The sequence below is a fragment of the Stenotrophomonas sp. STEN030 genome (assembly GCF_056759995.1).
Genome location: NZ_JBRREB010000002.1, coordinates 1 through 17,763, shown reverse-complemented (window position 1 = coordinate 17,763; position 17,763 = coordinate 1). Strand labels below are relative to the sequence as shown.

Annotated in this window: 13 protein-coding genes; 5 read left to right on the top strand and 8 right to left on the bottom strand. The window is 63.9% G+C overall.

The annotated features are described in order from the left end of the window. Positions 1-14: 14 nt before the first annotated feature. Together ACVOLR_RS00755 and ACVOLR_RS00750 are read right to left on the bottom strand one after the other, a co-directional pair. Complete coding sequence (locus ACVOLR_RS00755) at positions 15-1,172, bottom strand: metallophosphoesterase (protein ID WP_481534751.1); 1,158 nt, start codon at positions 1,170-1,172, stop codon at positions 15-17. A 456-nt stretch (positions 1,173-1,628) separates the two neighbouring features. Next, positions 1,629-3,446, bottom strand: a complete 1,818-nt coding sequence (locus ACVOLR_RS00750; protein WP_481534750.1) for a DUF885 domain-containing protein — start codon at positions 3,444-3,446, stop codon at positions 1,629-1,631. A gap of 217 nt (positions 3,447-3,663) precedes the next feature. On the opposite strand from ACVOLR_RS00750, the gene ACVOLR_RS00745 reads away from it, so the two are divergent. After that, a complete protein-coding gene (locus ACVOLR_RS00745; RefSeq protein WP_481534749.1) occupies positions 3,664-4,932 on the top strand; it encodes an amino acid permease in 1,269 nt (422 codons plus the stop codon). Positions 4,933-5,081: 149 nt separating this feature from the next. Here ACVOLR_RS00745 and ACVOLR_RS00740 read toward each other — a convergent pair whose 3' ends face one another. From ACVOLR_RS00740 to ACVOLR_RS00715, 6 genes are all read right to left on the bottom strand, one after another. After that, on the bottom strand, positions 5,082-6,713 hold the full coding sequence (locus ACVOLR_RS00740) for a family 43 glycosylhydrolase (protein ID WP_481534748.1): 1,632 nt from the start codon (positions 6,711-6,713) through the stop codon (positions 5,082-5,084). A 123-nt stretch (positions 6,714-6,836) separates the two neighbouring features. Further along, on the bottom strand, positions 6,837-8,333 hold the full coding sequence (locus ACVOLR_RS00735; RefSeq protein WP_481534747.1) for an efflux transporter outer membrane subunit: 1,497 nt from the start codon (positions 8,331-8,333) through the stop codon (positions 6,837-6,839). A 10-nt stretch (positions 8,334-8,343) separates the two neighbouring features. Further along, the gene (locus ACVOLR_RS00730; RefSeq protein ID WP_481534746.1) at positions 8,344-9,459 is read right to left on the bottom strand and encodes an ABC transporter permease; all 1,116 of its coding nucleotides are present in this window, start codon (positions 9,457-9,459) and stop codon (positions 8,344-8,346) included. Between the two features lie 2 nt (positions 9,460-9,461). After that, entirely contained in the window at positions 9,462-10,583 is a 1,122-nt protein-coding gene (locus ACVOLR_RS00725; protein ID WP_481534745.1) for an ABC transporter permease, read from the bottom strand. Beyond that, positions 10,583-12,343, bottom strand: coding sequence for an ATP-binding cassette domain-containing protein (locus tag ACVOLR_RS00720; RefSeq protein ID WP_481534744.1), 1,761 nt, complete (start codon positions 12,341-12,343; stop codon positions 10,583-10,585). The genes ACVOLR_RS00725 and ACVOLR_RS00720 overlap by 1 nt, the downstream gene beginning before the upstream one ends. Next, positions 12,343-13,341, bottom strand: coding sequence for an HlyD family secretion protein (locus ACVOLR_RS00715; protein ID WP_481534743.1), 999 nt, complete (start codon positions 13,339-13,341; stop codon positions 12,343-12,345). The genes ACVOLR_RS00720 and ACVOLR_RS00715 overlap by 1 nt, the downstream gene beginning before the upstream one ends. Before the next feature lie 110 nt (positions 13,342-13,451). Between ACVOLR_RS00715 and ACVOLR_RS00710 the strand changes: the two genes are divergently transcribed. From ACVOLR_RS00710 to ACVOLR_RS00695, 4 genes are all read left to right on the top strand, one after another. Beyond that, positions 13,452-14,138, top strand: a complete 687-nt coding sequence (locus ACVOLR_RS00710) for a TetR/AcrR family transcriptional regulator (protein WP_481534742.1) — start codon at positions 13,452-13,454, stop codon at positions 14,136-14,138. 149 nt (positions 14,139-14,287) lie between these two features. Continuing rightward, entirely contained in the window at positions 14,288-14,557 is a 270-nt protein-coding gene (locus ACVOLR_RS00705; protein WP_481511224.1) for a flagellar biosynthetic protein FliQ, read from the top strand. A 4-nt stretch (positions 14,558-14,561) separates the two neighbouring features. Further along, positions 14,562-15,353, top strand: coding sequence for a flagellar biosynthetic protein FliR (gene fliR / locus ACVOLR_RS00700; RefSeq protein ID WP_481534741.1), 792 nt, complete (start codon positions 14,562-14,564; stop codon positions 15,351-15,353). 169 nt (positions 15,354-15,522) lie between these two features. Further along, a complete protein-coding gene (locus ACVOLR_RS00695) occupies positions 15,523-17,649 on the top strand; it encodes a putative bifunctional diguanylate cyclase/phosphodiesterase (RefSeq protein WP_481534740.1) in 2,127 nt (708 codons plus the stop codon). Positions 17,650-17,763 lie beyond the last annotated feature (114 nt).

Genomic DNA, 17,763 nt, shown 5'->3' with positions numbered 1-17,763 from the left:
ACAAAGTCCAGTGGTTACTTGGCCGGACTGCGCAGCACCAGCACATCGATGCTGGAAGGCACGCCCAGGCGCGCGGTGAAGCCGTCCCATTGGCCCACGCCGCTGCTGACGAACAAGGTCATCTCCCGCACCCTGTATTCGCCGCGCACAAACCCGTGGTTGAAGGGAGCTACCACCCAGCGGTCGAATCCCAGCATGTGCCCGCCATGGGTATGCCCGGAAATCTGCAGGTCGATCGCGCCGGTCGCGGCGGCCGCGCGCGCCTGCTTGGGCTGGTGGGCCAGCAATATATGGACTTCGCCGCCCCTGCCACCATCCACGACGGCCTGCATGTCTGGCGCCAGACCACCATGCATGTACGAGCTCGGCTTCAGCGCCGCGAGGTCGCCAATGCCCGAGACCGTCAGTCTGCGGCCGTTGATGGTCAGCAGTGCGGTCTGGTTCTCCAGCACACCCAGACCCATCTGCCGGAAATGCGCCATCCACGCGCTGTAGTCGTAGTAGTACTCGTGGTTGCCCGGTGCCAACCAGACGCCGTATGGCGCCTTGAGCTGCGCCAACGGCGCGGCGAAACGACCGCTGTCCTCCAGACCACCGTCGGCCATGTCGCCAGGCAACACAATCATGTCGGGTTTGACCGCCAGGGTTGCATCGACGATGCGCTGGGTACGCCATGTGCGTTTGACCGGGCTGATATGCAGGTCGGCCAATACCGCCACGCGCAGGCCGTCCATTTCCTTGGGCAGATGCGGCACGACCAGCTCACGCTCGTGTACTCGCGGTGGCTTGAGGCCGTTGTAGATGCCCAGCGTGGCCAGCAGCACGATCACCGCTGCTGCACCTTGATTGAAGCCGACGCCGTGCCACAGCGTTGCGATGCGTGATGCGCGCGGCAGCAGGCGTGACAGCAGCCAAGCGGCTTCGCGCAGCAGCACGAACACCAGCACCAGCATGAACATCACCAGCACCCAACCGAATACCAGCTGGATCCAGGCTTCGACCGTGTAACTGAAGATATCCAGCCGCCACAAGGTGGCGAAGCTCAAGCCGATCAGGGCAAGCAGCACACTGATGCCGGTCCGCCACCGGCGTTGCGGCTTGGACAAGGGATGGACCGGCCACCAGAACAGGATGGCCAACAACGGCAGCAGCAGCGATACGATAAAAGTCATCAGCGGTACGCGGTAGGTAAACGACGAACGCCCGCGACCAGACCGCCAGCGGGCTCAAAAGACTGCCGTGCACTGTGGCACAGCAAGATGCCAGACCGAGCGCCTACAGCTGGAACACTACGTAGCCCAACTGTAGAGCCGACCCACGCTCGGCTGGGGCTTTGCCGGCAATGTCGTTGTAGCCCGCAATCAACTGATTGCGGACCGTTCTGCCGTTTCATCATTGCCAGCTTCGCGACTGACGCCGCTCCTACAAGCAATTGCTGTAGAGCCGAGCCATGCTCGGCTGAGGCATTGCCGGGAAAGCCCCTGCCGAGCATGGCTCGGCACTACCGGGCTGTTGGGTTGCTGGTGAAGCCCCATGCCGAGCATGGCTCGGCACTACCGGGCTGTTGGATTGCTGGTGAAGCCCCCTGCCGAGCATGGCTCGGCACTACATGTAAGCGGCTGCGCCGCTTACTTGGACTTTTCGGCGATCCAGGCGTTGAGCTTCTCGTCGAGAACGTCCAGCGGCACCGAGCCGTCCTTCAGCACTTCAGCGTGGAACTCGCGGATGTCGAACTTGGCACCCAGCTTGTCCTGCGCGCGCTTGCGCAGTTCCTGGATCTTCAGCTCGCCGGTCTTGTAAGCCAGTGCCTGACCCGGCCAGGCGATGTAACGCTCGGCTTCGGCAACAGCATCAGGTTCGCTCACCGATGAATTGGCGAACATGTAGTCCAGCACCTGCTGACGGGTCCAGCCCTTGGAATGCAGGCCGGTGTCCACCACCAGGCGCACTGCGCGCCACAGCTCGCCCTGCAGGCGGCCGAAGTAGCTGTACGGATCGGTGTAGACACCCAAGTCCTTGCCCAGGCTTTCGGCATACAGGCCCCAACCCTCGATGAAGGCGGTCTCGCCACCGAAGCGACGGAACGCCGGCACACCCTTCAGCTCCTGCTGCAACGCCAGCTGGAAGTGATGGCCCGGGATGGCTTCATGCAGGAACAGGTCTTCGGCGTCCCAGGTCTTGCGCGTCGGCAAGTCGTAGGTGTTGACGTAGAAGATGCCAGGACGGCTGCCGTCTTCGCTGGGCTGCATGTACTCGCCGCCGGCAGCCGACTTGGCGCGGAACGCCTCGATCGGGCGGATTTCGAAACCAGCCTTCGGGGTCAGCGAGAACAGCTTCGGCACGTTCGCGTTGATTTTGGCCTCAAGCCCGCGGTAATGCTCCAGCAGTTCCGGCTCGGACTTGAACTCGAACTGCTTGTCCTTCTGCATGAAGGTGAAGAATTCCTGCAGCGAGCCCTTGAAGCCCACTTCGGTCATCACCGTCTGGATTTCAGCGTGGATGCGCGCCACTTCCTTCAGGCCGATCTCGTGGATCTGCTCCGGAGTCTGCGCGGTTGTGGTGCTCTGCTTGGCGTTGAAGGCGTACCACGCCTTGCCATCAGGCAGCGAGTCCAGACCAACCGTATCGCGGGTAGCCGGCAGGTACTCGTTGGCGATGAAATCACGCTGCTGCTTGATCGCCGGCATCAGCGTGTCGTTGATCACGGCGCGGAAGGCTTCGGTCAGACGATCCTTGTCGGCCTGCGAAAAATCAGCCGGCAGCAGCTTGATCGGACCCCAGAACTGGCTGTCCTCGGCCTTGGCAGTGATGATCTCGTCGAACTGCGGCACGACCTTTTCCATCAGCACGCGCGGCTGCACCACGCCGGCCTTAATGCCTTCACGCATATTGGCGTTTTCGGTCGCCAGCAGCACCGGCATGCGCGCGGCACGTGCCAGCCAATTGTCGTAATCCTTGACCGTCTTGAACGGCTGCGCCACCTGGCCCGAACCCAGCATCACCGCATAACTGACGGTGGAGCCCATCTGGTTGACCGGCATCATCCAGGTCGGGAACTTCTCCCCTTCCAGCGACTGCTTCTGCTCTTCGACGAAGATGCGGTAGCTGAGCAGATCCTGGCCGGAAAGGCCGGCGTCGCCAATCTTCTCGGCCTTGCCCAGCCATTCCTGGGTGAAGTCATGGCTCTGCTTGCGGAACTCGGCCGAGCCGAAGTCCGGCAGCTGGTCGTTGTAACGATTGTCGCCCTGGAAGGTGGCCTGCAGCGGGTTCAGCTTTAGCACGCCTTCCCAATAGTCGGCGTACAGCTGGTTCAGCTGCGCGGCTTTGTCGGCCTGCGGTGCCTGCGCAGTGCTGTCGCCAGCGGCTGGCTGCGATGACGGCGAACAGGCGGCCAGCACGGTGGCCAGGGAAAACGAGACGGCTAGCGCCAGCGGTCGAACGGTCATCGGGGTTTCCAGAACAGGGAACAAGGCCGCCAGCGTCAGCGCTACTGTGCCCTGCTGGAAGGGCCAAAGGTCATTACCGCCAGGTTTCACATCGCGGTCCGGCCTGCAAACCGTCATAATCCGTCCCCTGCTGCGGCCGCCACCGGCGTCCGCCAACCTTGTTCACGCTCTCCCGGGCCTTCCGTGCCCGGCGCGAGCCTTTGCCGTTGCTGTATTTATGACTACTTCGCGTCGCCCGCTGGGCTTCTGGTCCGCTACCGCCCTGGTCGTGGGCAGCATGATCGGCTCGGGCACCTTCCTGTTGCCAGCCACCCTCGCCCCCTATGGTGCGGCCACCCTGATCGGCTGGGGCATCACCTTGTGCGGCGCGCTGCTGCTGGCGGTGACCTTTGCCCAGCTGGCCAAGCGCTGGCCGCAGACTGGCGGTCCCTACGTGTTCGCCCGCAACGCCTTTGGCGAGCTGCCCGGCTTTCTGGTTGCCTGGAGCTACTGGATCTCAATGTGGTGTGCGATTGCCGCGATCGCAGTGGCCTTCGCCGGCAGCATCGGCGCCATCTTCCCGGCCCTGACCGCCACCCCGGTGCGCGCTGCGGCCTGCGGCCTGATCGCGCTGTGGTTGTGTGCAGGCGTCAACCTGATCGGTGTGCGCGAAGCCGGACGCCTGCAGCTGGCAACCACTGTGCTCAAAGTAGTACCGCTGCTGATGTTCGGCCTGGTCGCACTGTGGCTGGTGGATACCAGCCACTACGTACCGTTCAACCCGTCCGGCGAATCGCTGGGCAGCGTGGCTGCCGCCACCGTGGCGTTGACCCTGTGGGCGATGATCGGCCTGGAAGCCGCCACGGTCCCGGCCGAGTCCGTCGATGACGCACCGCGCACAGTCGCCCGTGCCACCGTCGCCGGCACCGCCATCGCAGGTATCGCCACGGTTTTGGCCTGCACCACCGTGCTGGGCCTGCTGCCGGCCGACGTACTGGCCAGTTCCAGCGCGCCAATGGCCGATGCAGCCGCCGCTTTGTGGGGCCCGACTGCCGGCATGTTGCTGGCCGTGGTGATGGCCATCTCCTGCGTCGGCGCACTCAATGGCTGGACGCTGCTGGCAGCACAGCTGCCGATGGCGGCGGCTCGTGATGGCGTGCTGCCGCGCGCCTTCGCCTATGAGAACAAGCGCGGTGCGCCGGTGTTCGGCGTCATCGTCAGTTGCCTGCTGGCCACCGTGCTGGTGATCTGCAATTACAACCGCTCGCTGGTCGACCTGTTCAAGTTCTCGGTGCTGCTGTCCACCGCCGCCACCCTGCTGCCCTACCTCGCTGGCGCCGCCGCATGGCTGTGGCGTGGCAGCGGCATTGCGTCGCGCATCGCCGCTGCTGGCGCATTGATCTTCAGCCTGTACGCGATTGCCGGCATCGGCAGCGAGGCCCTGTTGTGGGGTGTGGCATTGATCGCCTCCGGCCTGCCGATCTATTTCTGGTTGCGCCGACGCTGAGTACCAATCTGCTGTTGATTGCGGGAGCGGCGTAAGCCGCGAAACTCGCAGGTCATCAGGAGCCAAAGCTGGCAAGCGTTGAGCAACGCCAGCTTCGCGGCTTACGCCGCTCCCACAAACGTTCTCCGATGCCGAGGCGGGTCTCGGGTTCAGCCCGCAGCGCCCTCACCAAGCGCCCGGTAGCGGAAATCACTGATCATCAGTTCGCCGCTTCCGGCGGCATAGATGCCGATCTTCAGGCTGAGAAAGCCACCGAACACATTGTGGTGCAGGCCGGATACTTCCATGCGGGTCGGGTGCAACTGCCAGCTGCGGCCACCGTCATGCGAGTAATGGAAGGTCACCACGTTGTTGGTATTGTTCAAACGCACCCTTATTGGGCCAGCGGCGCGTGGCGCACGTGCCCACACCAGCTCTTCGGCGTATTGGAAGTTCTTGATGGTGTTGTCATCAAAGCCGACGCCGATGAACGCCTTGTTGTTGTAGAACAGCAGCAGGCCAGCTTCCGCACCCGCGCCGGGTGACAGAGTGACTTCGATCTCATAGGAACGGTCAGGCACCACGCAGGTCAGTGGCGAGCTGTCGATAGGTGAGACACCGCTGGCTTTCAGTCGCAGCATGCCTTTGTCATAGCGTGCGCGCTGGCGCTCGTCCGGCCCCGGATTGTGGAACGCCCATTGGGTGCCAAAACGATCACCCGAGAAGTCGTCCGACAGTGCGAATCCCGCCGCGCCGGCCTTGCCACCTGCCGGCTTGCGCAGCGGCCGCGACAGATCCCCGCCAAGCGCCCGGAACCAACCGTCATCGGTCCACTCGATGGGCTCAAGCAGTGTCTGTCGCCCCAGCGTTCGGAAGCCGTTCTCGTAGGCGTGATAGACCATCCACCAATCGCCAGCAGGGCCTTCCACCAGCGTTGCATGACCACGCGACCACCATGGCTCAGCTTCTGATTGGGTACGCACCAACGGGTTCTGCGGGCAGTGCTCCCACGGCCCGTGGATGGAACGCGAACGTGCGGCGATCACCATGTGCCCGGTCACCGGGCCGGCGGTGCCGCCCACAGCAGTGATCAGATAGAACCAATCACCATGACGCAGCAGCTTCGGGCCTTCGGGCGCGAAATTCTCGGTGACCCAGTCATCCGGATAGCGCCACGGACTATAGGCCGCTTCCAGGGCGCCATCGGTGGCCAAGCCGTCATCGCTTAAACGCACCCGGCGGATGCCGTTGACGAACAGGTAGCGCTTGCCATCCTCGCCGACGATATGGCCGGGATCTATGCAACCGTCGATCCTCAGGTCAATCGGCTCGCTCCAGGGGCCGGCGATGTCGTCGGCCCAGATAACGAAGATCGACCAGCCATCACCGGTCGGATTGGCCGGCAGGTAAATAAAGTAGCGATCGCCGTGCTTGCACAGGTCCACTGCCCAGATATCGCCGAGTGTCTTGTGTAGCGCCGGCCCGATCGGTGCCCAGTTGACGAGGTCAGTGGAATGCCAGATGACCAGGCCCGGATAGGAATAGAACGACGAGAAGGTCATGAAATAATCGTCACCATCCTTGAGGATGGTCGGGTCCGGATGATCACCGGCGACGATGGGATTGAGATAGGTGCCATCCCCGAGGTCAGCGATGCGCTGACCTTCCGGCCCCTGACCCCAACGCGGCGTTGTGCTCGCACAGGCACCAGCGACAGCGGGCTCCGCCAGCAGTGACAGCGGCGCCACCACGGCGCCGGCAGCGATGGCTTTGAACAGATCCCTGCGGGAAGTATCGGGCATGCAACTCACTCTGGGTCAGTGGAAGGCCGTCGCGACACCTTGGCGGCCGGAGCTGTTCGAGTGTAGCCGCAGATGGACGCAGCTCATCCATCCTGCCCAAGCCCCCTGGTACAGCACTTTCAATCAGTCGCTCGGTGGCGGTGCATTGCCAACGGCCTTGTTGACCGCGACGAACTGGCTACGCAGCAGCGCCTCGCTATCAACCAGGTCGCGCCGCGTCTGCAGATAGCCTCTGCGTGCATCAAGCACCGCCAGGAAGTCGATCAGGCCTGCTTCGTGCCGTGCCTGGGCGATCTTGTAGGCGTCCGCCGTGGCCTGCTCGCGCACACGCAGCTGCGTGCGCTGCTGCTGGGCGGCGCTGTAGCCGTTCAAGGCATTGTCGATTTCCTGCCAGGCCTGCAGCACGGTCTTCTGGTAGGCCACGGCAGCTTCTTGTTGTTCCAGCTCACGCAGTTGCACCACGCTCTTGCGCCGGCCGTGATCGAACAGTGGCAGGTTCAGCACTGGGCCGATTGACCAGGTGCGGCTGCCCCAGTCCGAGAACTCACCTGACAGATACGACTCGTAACCGAAATTGGCACCGAGGCGGATGCTGGGATACAGATCGGCCTGCGCAACACCGATGCTGGCCGTCGCCTGCTGCAGGCGTGCCTGCGCGGCACGGATATCCGGGCGTCGCTGCGCCACTTCCGATGGCAGGCCCAGCGACAGATCCGGCAGCGCGTCGCTGACAGCAGCCGCAGGCGTTGCGAGCAGGGTTCGCAGAGCGCCGGGGCGCTCGCCGAGCAATAGCGCGAGTTGATTGCTGCTGCTGGCTTCCTCTACGAGCAGGCCCGGCAAGCGCGCGCGTACAGCAGCCAGATCGGCCTGCTGACGGTCCAGATCCAGATGATCCTGCAGGCCGCCGTCCACCCGTGCCTGCAGCAGCGACAAGCGCTCTTCCAATGCAGCGATGTCCTCGCGAGCCAGTTCGATCTGGCGCTGTGCGGCGCGCAACTGCACATAGCTGCGCGCCACTTCGCTAATGACGCTCAGCCTGGCTAGATCCAACAGGGCCGCCTGTTGTGCCACACCGGCATCGGCCGCCTCGATCGAGCGCCGCACCCTGCCCCATAGATCCAGTTCCCAGGACGCATCGAAACCGGCCTGATACAGATTGAACGGTTCCGCCAGCAGCTGCTTCAGCGCGTCACTGTCATTGCTGAGAATATCGAGCATACGCGTACCAGCGCCGTTCTCGCTTTGACGCTGGCGATTGACACCTCCCGAGGCGGTCACATCCACGCCGCGCTGCGCGGCAACGGTACGCCGTTGCGCGCGGGCCTGGGCGAAGTGCAGAGCAGCTGTGCGCAGGTCCGGGCTCCCCTGCAAGGCACGCCGCTGCAGTTCATCCAATGTCGGATCGGACAGCTGCGTCCACCACTCCGGCTGCAGCGCCTGCGTGCCGACTTCGGCATTTAGTGACGCGTCACCGCCCCGCCATTGCGTCCAGTCCGTGGGCGCCGCTGCGTCCGGGCGCACGAAGTCCGGCCCGACCGCGCAACCGCCCAGCATCAGGCCGACAGCAAGCGGCGACAGCAGCAGCGACGCGTTCAACAGTGAGCGTAAGTGCGGGAACATGGATCGAGTCCTAGGTAAGCCGGTTACGGAACAGCCACGCCGCCAACGGCAAGGTAATCGCCGCTACCGCCAGCATGGGGATGAAGTTGAAGCCCACTTCCTGCAAGCCGGCACCTTCCAGATAGACCCGGCGGACCAGATCGATGCCAAAGCGCAACGGATTGGCATAGGTCGCCACCTGCAGCACCTTGGGCATGTTGGCCACCGGCGTCATCAAGCCCGACAGCAGCATCAACGGCATGATCAACAGGAAGGTGTAGAGCATCGCCTGCTGCATGTTGGCTGCCACCGCCGAGATCGACAGGCCGATGCCCACCGACGCCACGGTGAACACCGCCAACGCCAGATACAGCACCCCCACCGAGCCGGCCATCGGAATCTGGAACCAGAAGCGGATGATCAGCAGGATGATGGTGGACTGCACCAGGCCCACAAGAATCGACGGCAAGGCCTTGCCGATCAGAATCTGCATTGGCGTCAGCGGCGTGACCAGCAACTGATCAAAGGTGCCCTGCTCACGTTCGCGCGCCACCGACAGCGCCGCGATCAGCAAGGTCTGCAACATGCTCAGGGCGGCGATCAACGCTGGCATCAACTGCCAGCGCGATTCGAGATTGGGGTTGTACCAGCTGCGCGTGACCAGCTGCACCGCTTGGCCATCGGCAGCGCGCGCCCGATTGAAGTCGGCGACGATTGAACCAATGTAACCGGCAGCGGCACCTGCGGTGGTCGAATTGCGACCATCCATGATCAACTGCAGCGGCGCGCTCTGCCCTGACGCGAGCCTTTGCTCAAAATCAGCCGGGAAGCTGATCACCAGCAGCGCTTCATTGGCGTCGATCAAGCCCGCAATCTGCCTCGACGAATGCAACGTGGCCACACGCTCGAACATACCCGCGCCGTCCACCCGCGACAGCAGCTCGCTCGAGGCCTGCCCGCCACTGAGGTCGAGCACCGCGTACGGCACATGACGCAGGTCGAAGGTCGCGCCGTATCCAAACAACAACGCCTGCATCAGCGCCGGCATGAACAGCATGGCGCGGCTGGAGGGTTCCTTCAGCAGGGTGATCAGCTCCTTCCTGCACAGGAAGGCAATGCGCCGGAAATAGATGGCGATGGCTTCCATGCTTACACCAGCCGCTTGCGCAGTTTGTAGCGGGTGCCGGCAAACAGCAGCAACGCATACAACAGCAGGATCGCTGATTTCTGCAGGAACAACAGCCAGTTGTCGCCAGTCAGGAACAGCGACTTGATCAGCCCCATGAAGTGGGTGGCAGGCAGCAGTTGGCTGATGACCTGCACCGCCACCGGCATGTTGCGCAGGTCGAAGACGAAACCGGACAGCATCATCGCCGGCATGAAACTGGTCAGCAATGCCACCTGGCTGGCCTGGAACTGGTTGCGGGTCACCGCCGATATGAACAGACCCAGCAGCAGTGATACGGCCAGGTAGAGCAGCGAGCTGATCACGATCGCCAGCAGCGAACCACGCATCGGCACCTCGAACAGGAAGCGTGCGGTCAACAGGCAAATCGCCAGGTTGATCGCGCCGATACCGAGATACGGCAGCAGTTTGGCCAGCACCAGTTCGGTTGGCCGCACCGGCGTCACGAACAGCGCTTCCAAGGTGCCGCGCTCCCATTCGCGCGCGACCAGCAGCGAGGTCAGGAAGGCACCGATCAAGGTCATCACCAGAACGATCAAGCCCGGCACCAGATACCAGGTACTGGTGCTTGCCTCGTTGAACCACATGCGCTGGATCACATTGACGCCAGCGCCCGCACTGCCGCCACCTTGCCGATCGAATGTGGTTTGCAACTGCGTCGCCAAGGCGCCGCCCACATAGCCTTCCAAAGTCCGCGCGGTATTTGCATCCACGCCATTGAGGATCAGCTGCACCTGCGCGTTGCCATCCGCCATGCGCCGGCTGAAATCCACCGGCACATGCACGATGCCACCGACCTTGCCTTGCCGCATCAAGTCCACCGCAGCGGTCATGCCACGGACCTGCACAGGCGCCAGATACGGCGAGCCCTGCAGCCCTGCGACCAGCGACTGCGTAGTCGGTGAGCGCTCATCCAACACCACCGCAACCGGTGCGTGGCTGACATCGAACGACAGCCCATAACCAAACAGCAGGATCAACGCCGCCGGCAGCAACAGACCGACCGCAAGGCTGCTGCGCTCGCGCAGCATCTGCCGGGTCTCCTTGCGCACCAGCGCCCATAAGCGGGACAGAAAGCCGGACATCACGCAGCCCTGCCACCGGCAGCGGCACTGCGCTGCGCGCGGCCCTGCTCGACGATGCCAATGAAGGCGGCATTCATGTCGATGCCGTCAGCGCCGGCCTGCTCGCGCACCTGCTGCGGCGTTCCCAGGGCCAGCAGTTCACCGGCGTCCTGGATCGCGATGCGGTCGCAGTATTCCGCTTCCTCCATGAAATGGGTGGTGACGATGATGGTCACGCCCTGCTGCGCCAGCCCGGTGATGGTGCGCCAGAAGGCGCGCCGCGCCAGCGGATCGATGCCGCTGGTCGGTTCATCCAGGAACAGTATTTCCGGCGCATGCAGCAAACCCACTGCCATTGCCAGCCGTTGTTTGTAGCCGGCCGGCAGTTCGCCGCTGCGGGCGTCGCCCTGCAGGTCGAAACGGCCAATGGCATCGGCTACGCGCTGGCGCAACTGCGCACCGCCCAGACCGTAGGCACCGCCGAAGAACTCCAGGTTCTCGCGCACAGTGAGGTTGGCGTAGAGGGCGAATTTCTGTGAGACATAGCCAATGCGTGCGCGGGCCTGGGCACGGGCGCTGCGCAGATTGAGGCCGGCTACTTCCAGATGTCCGCTGCTGGCGGGAAGCAGTCCACAGAGCATGCGGAAAGTGGTGGTCTTGCCCGCGCCATTCGGGCCGAGCAGCCCGAAGATCTCGCCACGATGCACATCGAAACTGGTGCTCGCCACCGCGGTGAAGTCACCGAAGCGACGCACCAGATCGCGCACCACGATGACCGGCGCATCATCCTGCGCGATCGCTATCGGTGCGACCTCCGCCACCGGCAACGACGCTGGCGATTCCTGCGCGCGCAGCAACATCATGAACGCATCTTCCAACTCAGCCGACCGCTGGCTGGGCAACTGGTCCTGCAGCAGCCCAGCGATATCCGACGGCGTTGCCGAGGGCTGCAGGATGAAACGTACCGCGCCGGCCCGCGGCACCGCATCCAGCACGTGGCGGCTATCGTCGATCAGCTGCGCCTGCAGGTCACGCGGCTGCAGCGGCGGCGCTGGCGCTACCGTCCAGGTCAGGCCCTGCGCCTTGCCGGTCAGCGCGGCTGGATTGCCCTGCGCCAGCAAACGCCCCTGATGCAACACAAAGATCTGCTCGCAGCGTTCGGCCTCGTCCATATAGGCGGTGCTGACCAGCACGCTGAGCTGCTCCTCGCGCACCAACTGCTGGATGATCTTCCATAGTTCGCGCCGCGACAGCGGGTCCACGCCGACGCTGGGCTCGTCCAGCAGCAACAGCTGCGGCGAACGCACCAAGGTGCAGGCCAGGCCCAGCTTCTGCTTCATGCCACCGGACAATTTGCCGGCCGGGCGCTGTTTGAACGCGGCCAGGTCGGTCATCTGCAGCAGCCGCTCGAAGCGCGCATGGGGCTCGGCCAGCGGCACACCATGTAGATCCGCGTACAGATCCAGGTTCTCCTGCACGCTCAAGTCTTCATACAGGCCAAAGCGCTGCGGCATGTAACTGATACGGTCCTGCACCTGCTGTGGCTGCCTTGCCACGTCATAGCCCAACACCTGCAGCTGACCAGCATCGGCCGGCAGCAAGCCGGCAACCATGCGCAGGAAGGTGGTCTTGCCAGCACCATCCGGTCCAACCAGCGCGGTCAGCTCGCCCTTGCGCACGCTCAAGGAAACCCCGGCCAGCGCCTCCACCTGCCCGCCACCGGCCGCCGGAAAACACTTGCGCAGGTCGACCGCGACTACCGTGGCAGCAGCCGCTTCCATCAGTGCGCCGCCCTCTGCAGCCGAACGCTTACCGGCTGGCCCAAGCGCAACTGATCCTGTGGATCCTCGACCACCACACGTACCTCATAGACGAGGCTGGTGCGAAGTTCTTCGGTCTGCACCGATTTCGGGGTGAACTCGGCCACGGACGAAATAAAGCCGACCTTGCCCGCCACCGGCTTGTCGGGATGGCTGTCACTGGTCACCTGCGCGAGCTGACCGCTGCGGATGCGACCGAGCTCGGTTTCGCTGGCAAATACCCGTACCCACTTGGGCTGGGTCAACGCCAGCGCAAATGCCGCCCGTTGCGGACCGGCCATGTCGCCGACTTCCACCAGCCGCGAACGCACCACCGCTGCCACCGGTGCGGTGAGCTGACCTTGCGCAATCTGGTGTTGCAGCAAAGCGAGCTGCGCATCGGCTGCCTGCAGCTGTGCTTCGGCTGCGGCAATGTCTTCCTTGCGCGGCCCCTGCTGCACCAGCACCAACGCCTGTTGCTGCAGTTCAACCGTCGCTGCGGCCACCTTCGCCACACTGCGTGCGCGGTCCATTTCCAGCGCACTTACGCCGCGCCCATCAGTGGCGCTGGCCACGCCCTGCAATCGCTGCAGGTCCTGCGCTGCGCGAGCTGCATCGGCCTGCGCCGCAGCCAACTGACTCCTGGCCTGCACGACTTCCTGTGGCCGCGCGCCGTTGTGCAGCCGCGCCACCGTCTGCCGTTGGGTCTCGATCTGTGCCTTGGCTTGATCGGCCTGCAGTTGCAAGGTGCGGATATCAAGCGTCGCCAGCACATCACCGGCCTTGACCTTGTCACCCTCCTCCACCCGCACTTCCTGCACCCGGCCACTGCCATCGAAGGCAAGCGACACCTGGCGGATGTCCACATTGCCCTGCAACTGCAGGCCATCGCCAGCCGGTTTATCCCGGCTGCTCCACCACAGCAGCAGCGCGACCAACAACGCGACGGCGGCCACCACGACAAGGACGGGCTTCTTCATCAGGACGCTTCCGCAAGCAGGACTGTATCTGCCGAACAGCCTAATTCAAATTAAATTTAATTTAAAGTAGTGCCGGACGGGGCGATGAAGCAGGCTAAACTTGCCACGCAATGAGCACTCAGAAAACCACCCCACGCGGACCACGCACCGACGGCGAGGCCACCCGTGCCCGCCTGCTGGAGGCGGCCGGCCAGCTGTTCTCGCAGCAGGGCTTCGCCGAAACCACCAGCAAGGCCGTCGCCCAGGCCGCCGCTGCTGACCTGGCGTCCATCAATTACCACTTTGGCAGTCGCAATGGTCTGTATCAGGCGGTGCTGCTGGAAGCGCACCGGCAACTGCTCGATCTTGACGATCTGCAGCGTATCGCTGGCAGCGCGCTGAGCGCGGAGCAGCGCCTGTACGAACTGCTGGCTGGCCTGGTCCAGCGCGCGCAGCAACCAGAGGCCTGGGCACCACGCGTGCTGGCGCGCGAGTTGCTTGCGCCCTCCTCGCACCTGCAGGTGCTGATGGAAGAAGCCGTTCCGCCGAAGATGATGGCGGTGGCGCAGATCCTCAGCGAGATATCCGGCATCCCGGCCAACGAGCCCGCCTTGTTGCGCTGCCTGCTCAGCGTCGCCGCACCCTGCATGATGCTGATCGTGATCGGGCGCGGCGTGCCGGGCCCGTTGCAGGCAGTAGTGCAAGGCCCGTCGCAGGCCCTGCTGGCGCATCTGCATCGGTTTGCGATTGCTGGGTTACAGGCGGTTGGCGAGGGTTACCGCAGCAAACCTGCAGCTGTGGATGTGGGAGCGGCGTAAGCCGCGAAGCTGGGATAGTGGGTCACCAGCAGAACTGCACTCTGATCGACCATGAGCTTCGCGGCTTACGCCGCTCCTACAAGCGCCCCCGACCGTCCGCCAGAAACCCGCCGCCAGCACTCTGGCACCGCTCTTGCATCTGCCCTGGCATGAGTCCCGAACTTGCCCTTACCGAACTCCGCGGCGGCCTGGTTGCCACCTTGTGGATCGCCGGCCCGCTGCTGCTTGTCGTACTGGTCGTCGGTGTGGTGATCGGCGTGATCCAGGCGGCCACCCAGATCAACGAGCCCACCATCGCCTTTGTCGCCAAGGCCGCCGCACTGACCGCGGCACTGTTTGCGCTGGGCAGCCTGCTGCTTGGCCATCTGGTCGAATTCACCATCTTGCTGTTCCAACGCATCCCGCATCTGATCGGCTAGCGTCATGGATTCGGTCACCCAGACTGTCATCGACGGCCAACAGGCCTTTGCCATCATCGGCAATACCCTGTGGATCATGCTGCGCATCGGCGCGATGCTGATGGCCATGCCGATGGTCGGTACCCGCGCGGTGCCGGCGCGGGTGCGCGCACTGCTGGCAGTAGCCTTGTCGGTGGCGCTTGCGCCCGTCTTGCCAGCGGTGCCGGTCTTCAACGGTTTTGACTCGATGACCGTGCTCAGCATCCTGCGCGAGGTAGCCGTGGGGGTCAGCATCGGCTTCCTGCTGCGGCTGATCTTCGAAGCCGGCGCCATGGCCGGTGAAATGATCGCGCAGAGTACCGGCCTGGCCTTCGCGCAGATGGCCGACCCGATGCGCGGCGGCAGCTCCGGCGTGATCGGGCAATGGTTCTATCTGATGTTTGGCCTGCTGTTCTTCACCAGCAACGGGCATCTGGCGCTGATCTCGCTGTTGGTAGACAGCTACAAGGCATTGCCCATCGGCACCGCCCTGCCCGATCCACATGCAGTGGCCGCGCTGGTCCCAACCCTGGCCCTGCAGATTTTCCGTGGTGCCCTGTCGCTGGCCTTGCCGCTGGTGGTGGCGATGCTGGCAATCAATCTGGCCTTTGGCGTCCTTTCCCGCGCTGCGCCAGCGCTCAATCCCATGCAGCTGGGCCTGCCGGTTGCGCTGTTGCTGGGCCTGTCCCTGCTTACCCTGCTGGCAGGGGAAATGGGGCCGCCGGTGCAGCGCCTGTTCGACACCGCCTTTGATACGGCGCGGCAAGTAACAATGTGACGCCCTACACAGCTCACGTTTTTCGATTTCACATTGCCTGAAGGCCCCCTTGCCGGTTCCCCTATACCGGTGGATAGTCCGGGTACAGCACGGACCGCAGGGGAATGCGGAACCAAGTACGACATCTCGCTTCCGCGACCGCGGCGCGACAACCTTAGGGAGAGGTTTGATGCTCGTTGGCAGCTACAACCCGTTGTTTGTCGTGCTGTCGATCCTGGTGGCGATCCTGGCCTCGTTCACGGCCTTGGATATGGCCTCAAGGGTTTCCGCCTCGCAACCACGTCGGGCCGCAGCCCGCTGGCTGTTGGCCGGTGGCGTGGCCATGGGTGCCGGTATCTGGTCGATGCACTTTGTCGGCATGCTGGCTTTCCGCCTGCCGATACCGCTGGGCTACGACCTGTGGTTGACCGTGGAGTCGCTGCTGGTTGCGGTTGCCGCCTCGATTTTCGCGCTATGGCTGGTCTCGCGGCCGACCCTGCCGCACCTGCGCCTGGCACTGGGCGCATTGCTGATGGGTCTGGGCATCGCCTGGATGCACTACGTCGGCATGTCGGCGCTGAAGATGAACCCCGGCATCGACTACGACCGGGTCTGGTTTGTGCTTTCGATCGTGATTGCGGTCGGCGCCTCCTGGAGTGCGCTGTACATCGCTTTCCGTCTACGCACCGTCGAGCACGCGCTGCCGCCGCGATTGATCGCCGCCGCGGTGATGGGCCTGGCCATCGTCGGCATGCACTACACCGGCATGGCTGCGGCACGCTTCCCGGCCAACTCCGTCTGCACAGCGGCTACCACCGGCGGCGTTCCCACCGAATGGCTGGCCGCCTGCGTGGTGCTGCTGACCGTCGGCGTGATGGGCGTGGTACTGACCATCTCCCTGTTCGAGCAACGCATGCAGGCGCGCTTGCTGCATCTGCGTAATTCCATGTTGTCGGCCTCGCTGGACGATGCCCGCAAGGAGTTGTTCCATGCCAGCCAGCACGACTCGCTGACCCGCCTGCCCAACCGCCAGCTTTCGCATGAGCGTATCGAGCAGCTGCTGCAGGGCGGCCAGCCGTTCGCAGTGATGTCCATCGACCTGGATGGCTTCCGCCATATCAATGGCACCTTTGGCTCGCAGACTGGCGATGCCGCCTTGGTCGATATTGGCGAACGCCTGCGCCAGTTACTGCCTGCCGATGACCTGGTCGGCCGCCTTGGTGGCGATCAGTTCGTGATCGCCTGCCAGCTAAGGCAGAGCGAAGAACTCGACTCGCTGGCGGACCGCATCATTCTGGCGGTCAATTCGGTGCGGGTAAGTGGACGCGAACTGCGGATCACCGCCAGCCTTGGCATTGCCCAGTATCCGCAGACTGGCACCTCCACCACCGCCGCGCAGCTGATTGCCATGGCCGAGACCGCCATGGCCTATGCCAGGCAGTCCGGACGCAACACGCATGCGGTGTTTGCGGACTGGATGAACGACAACGTCGAACAGGACCGGCGCCTGCTGGAAGACCTGCGCAAGGCCCTGGGCACGCCGCAGCTGTCGCTGCATTACCAACCGCGTGTGCACGCCGACAGCGGCCGCATCAGCGGTGCCGAGGCGTTGATCCGCTGGCGCCATCCCGAGCACGGTTATGTGCCTGCCGAACGCATCATCAGGCTCACTGAGCAGAGCGGCTTGATGGATGTGATCGGTAACTGGGTGCTGGATGAGGCATGCAGGCAGATGCGCAGCTGGCAGGATGCAGGCAACGCCGAGTGGCGGGTGGCGGTGAATCTGTCAGGGCGCCAACTGGGCTCGCCCAAATTGATTGAAGACGTGCGTGCCGCATTGGACCGGAATGATCTTGAGCCTTCACGACTGATTCTGGAAATCAGCGAAGGCGCAGTGATGCGCGATACCGACAACGCCATTTCGGTACTGCGCAGCGTTGACGGCCTCGGCGTTGGTATATCCATCGATGATTTCGGTATCGGCGTGTCCAGCCTGCTGCACCTGAAGCGGCTGCCCGCCACCGAGATCAAGATAGACCGCGCTTTCGTGCTGGCGCTGGAGGAAAGCGACGAGGACGTGGTGATCGTCTCGGCCATCGTCGCGCTTGGTCATGCGCTGAACATGGAGATCGTCGCCGAAGGCATCGAGACCCAGGGGCAGCGTTCGTACGTGGAACGGCTGGGCTGCGACCATCTGCAGGGCTACCTGCTGGGCCGCCCGGTCAGCGCGGAGAACTTCATGCGCCTGCACGGCGGCGACGCCCAGCATGCGGCGTTGGAAGCACGGCTGGCCTCGTTCCAGCCCAGCCCGGAGTAAGGGATTCCCTGTAGTGCCGAGCCATGCTCGGCAAGGGCCTTACCAATAAACCCAAACCGGTAGTGCCGAGCCATGCTCGGCAGAGGCTTTACCGCTAGAGCCCCTGCCGAGCAT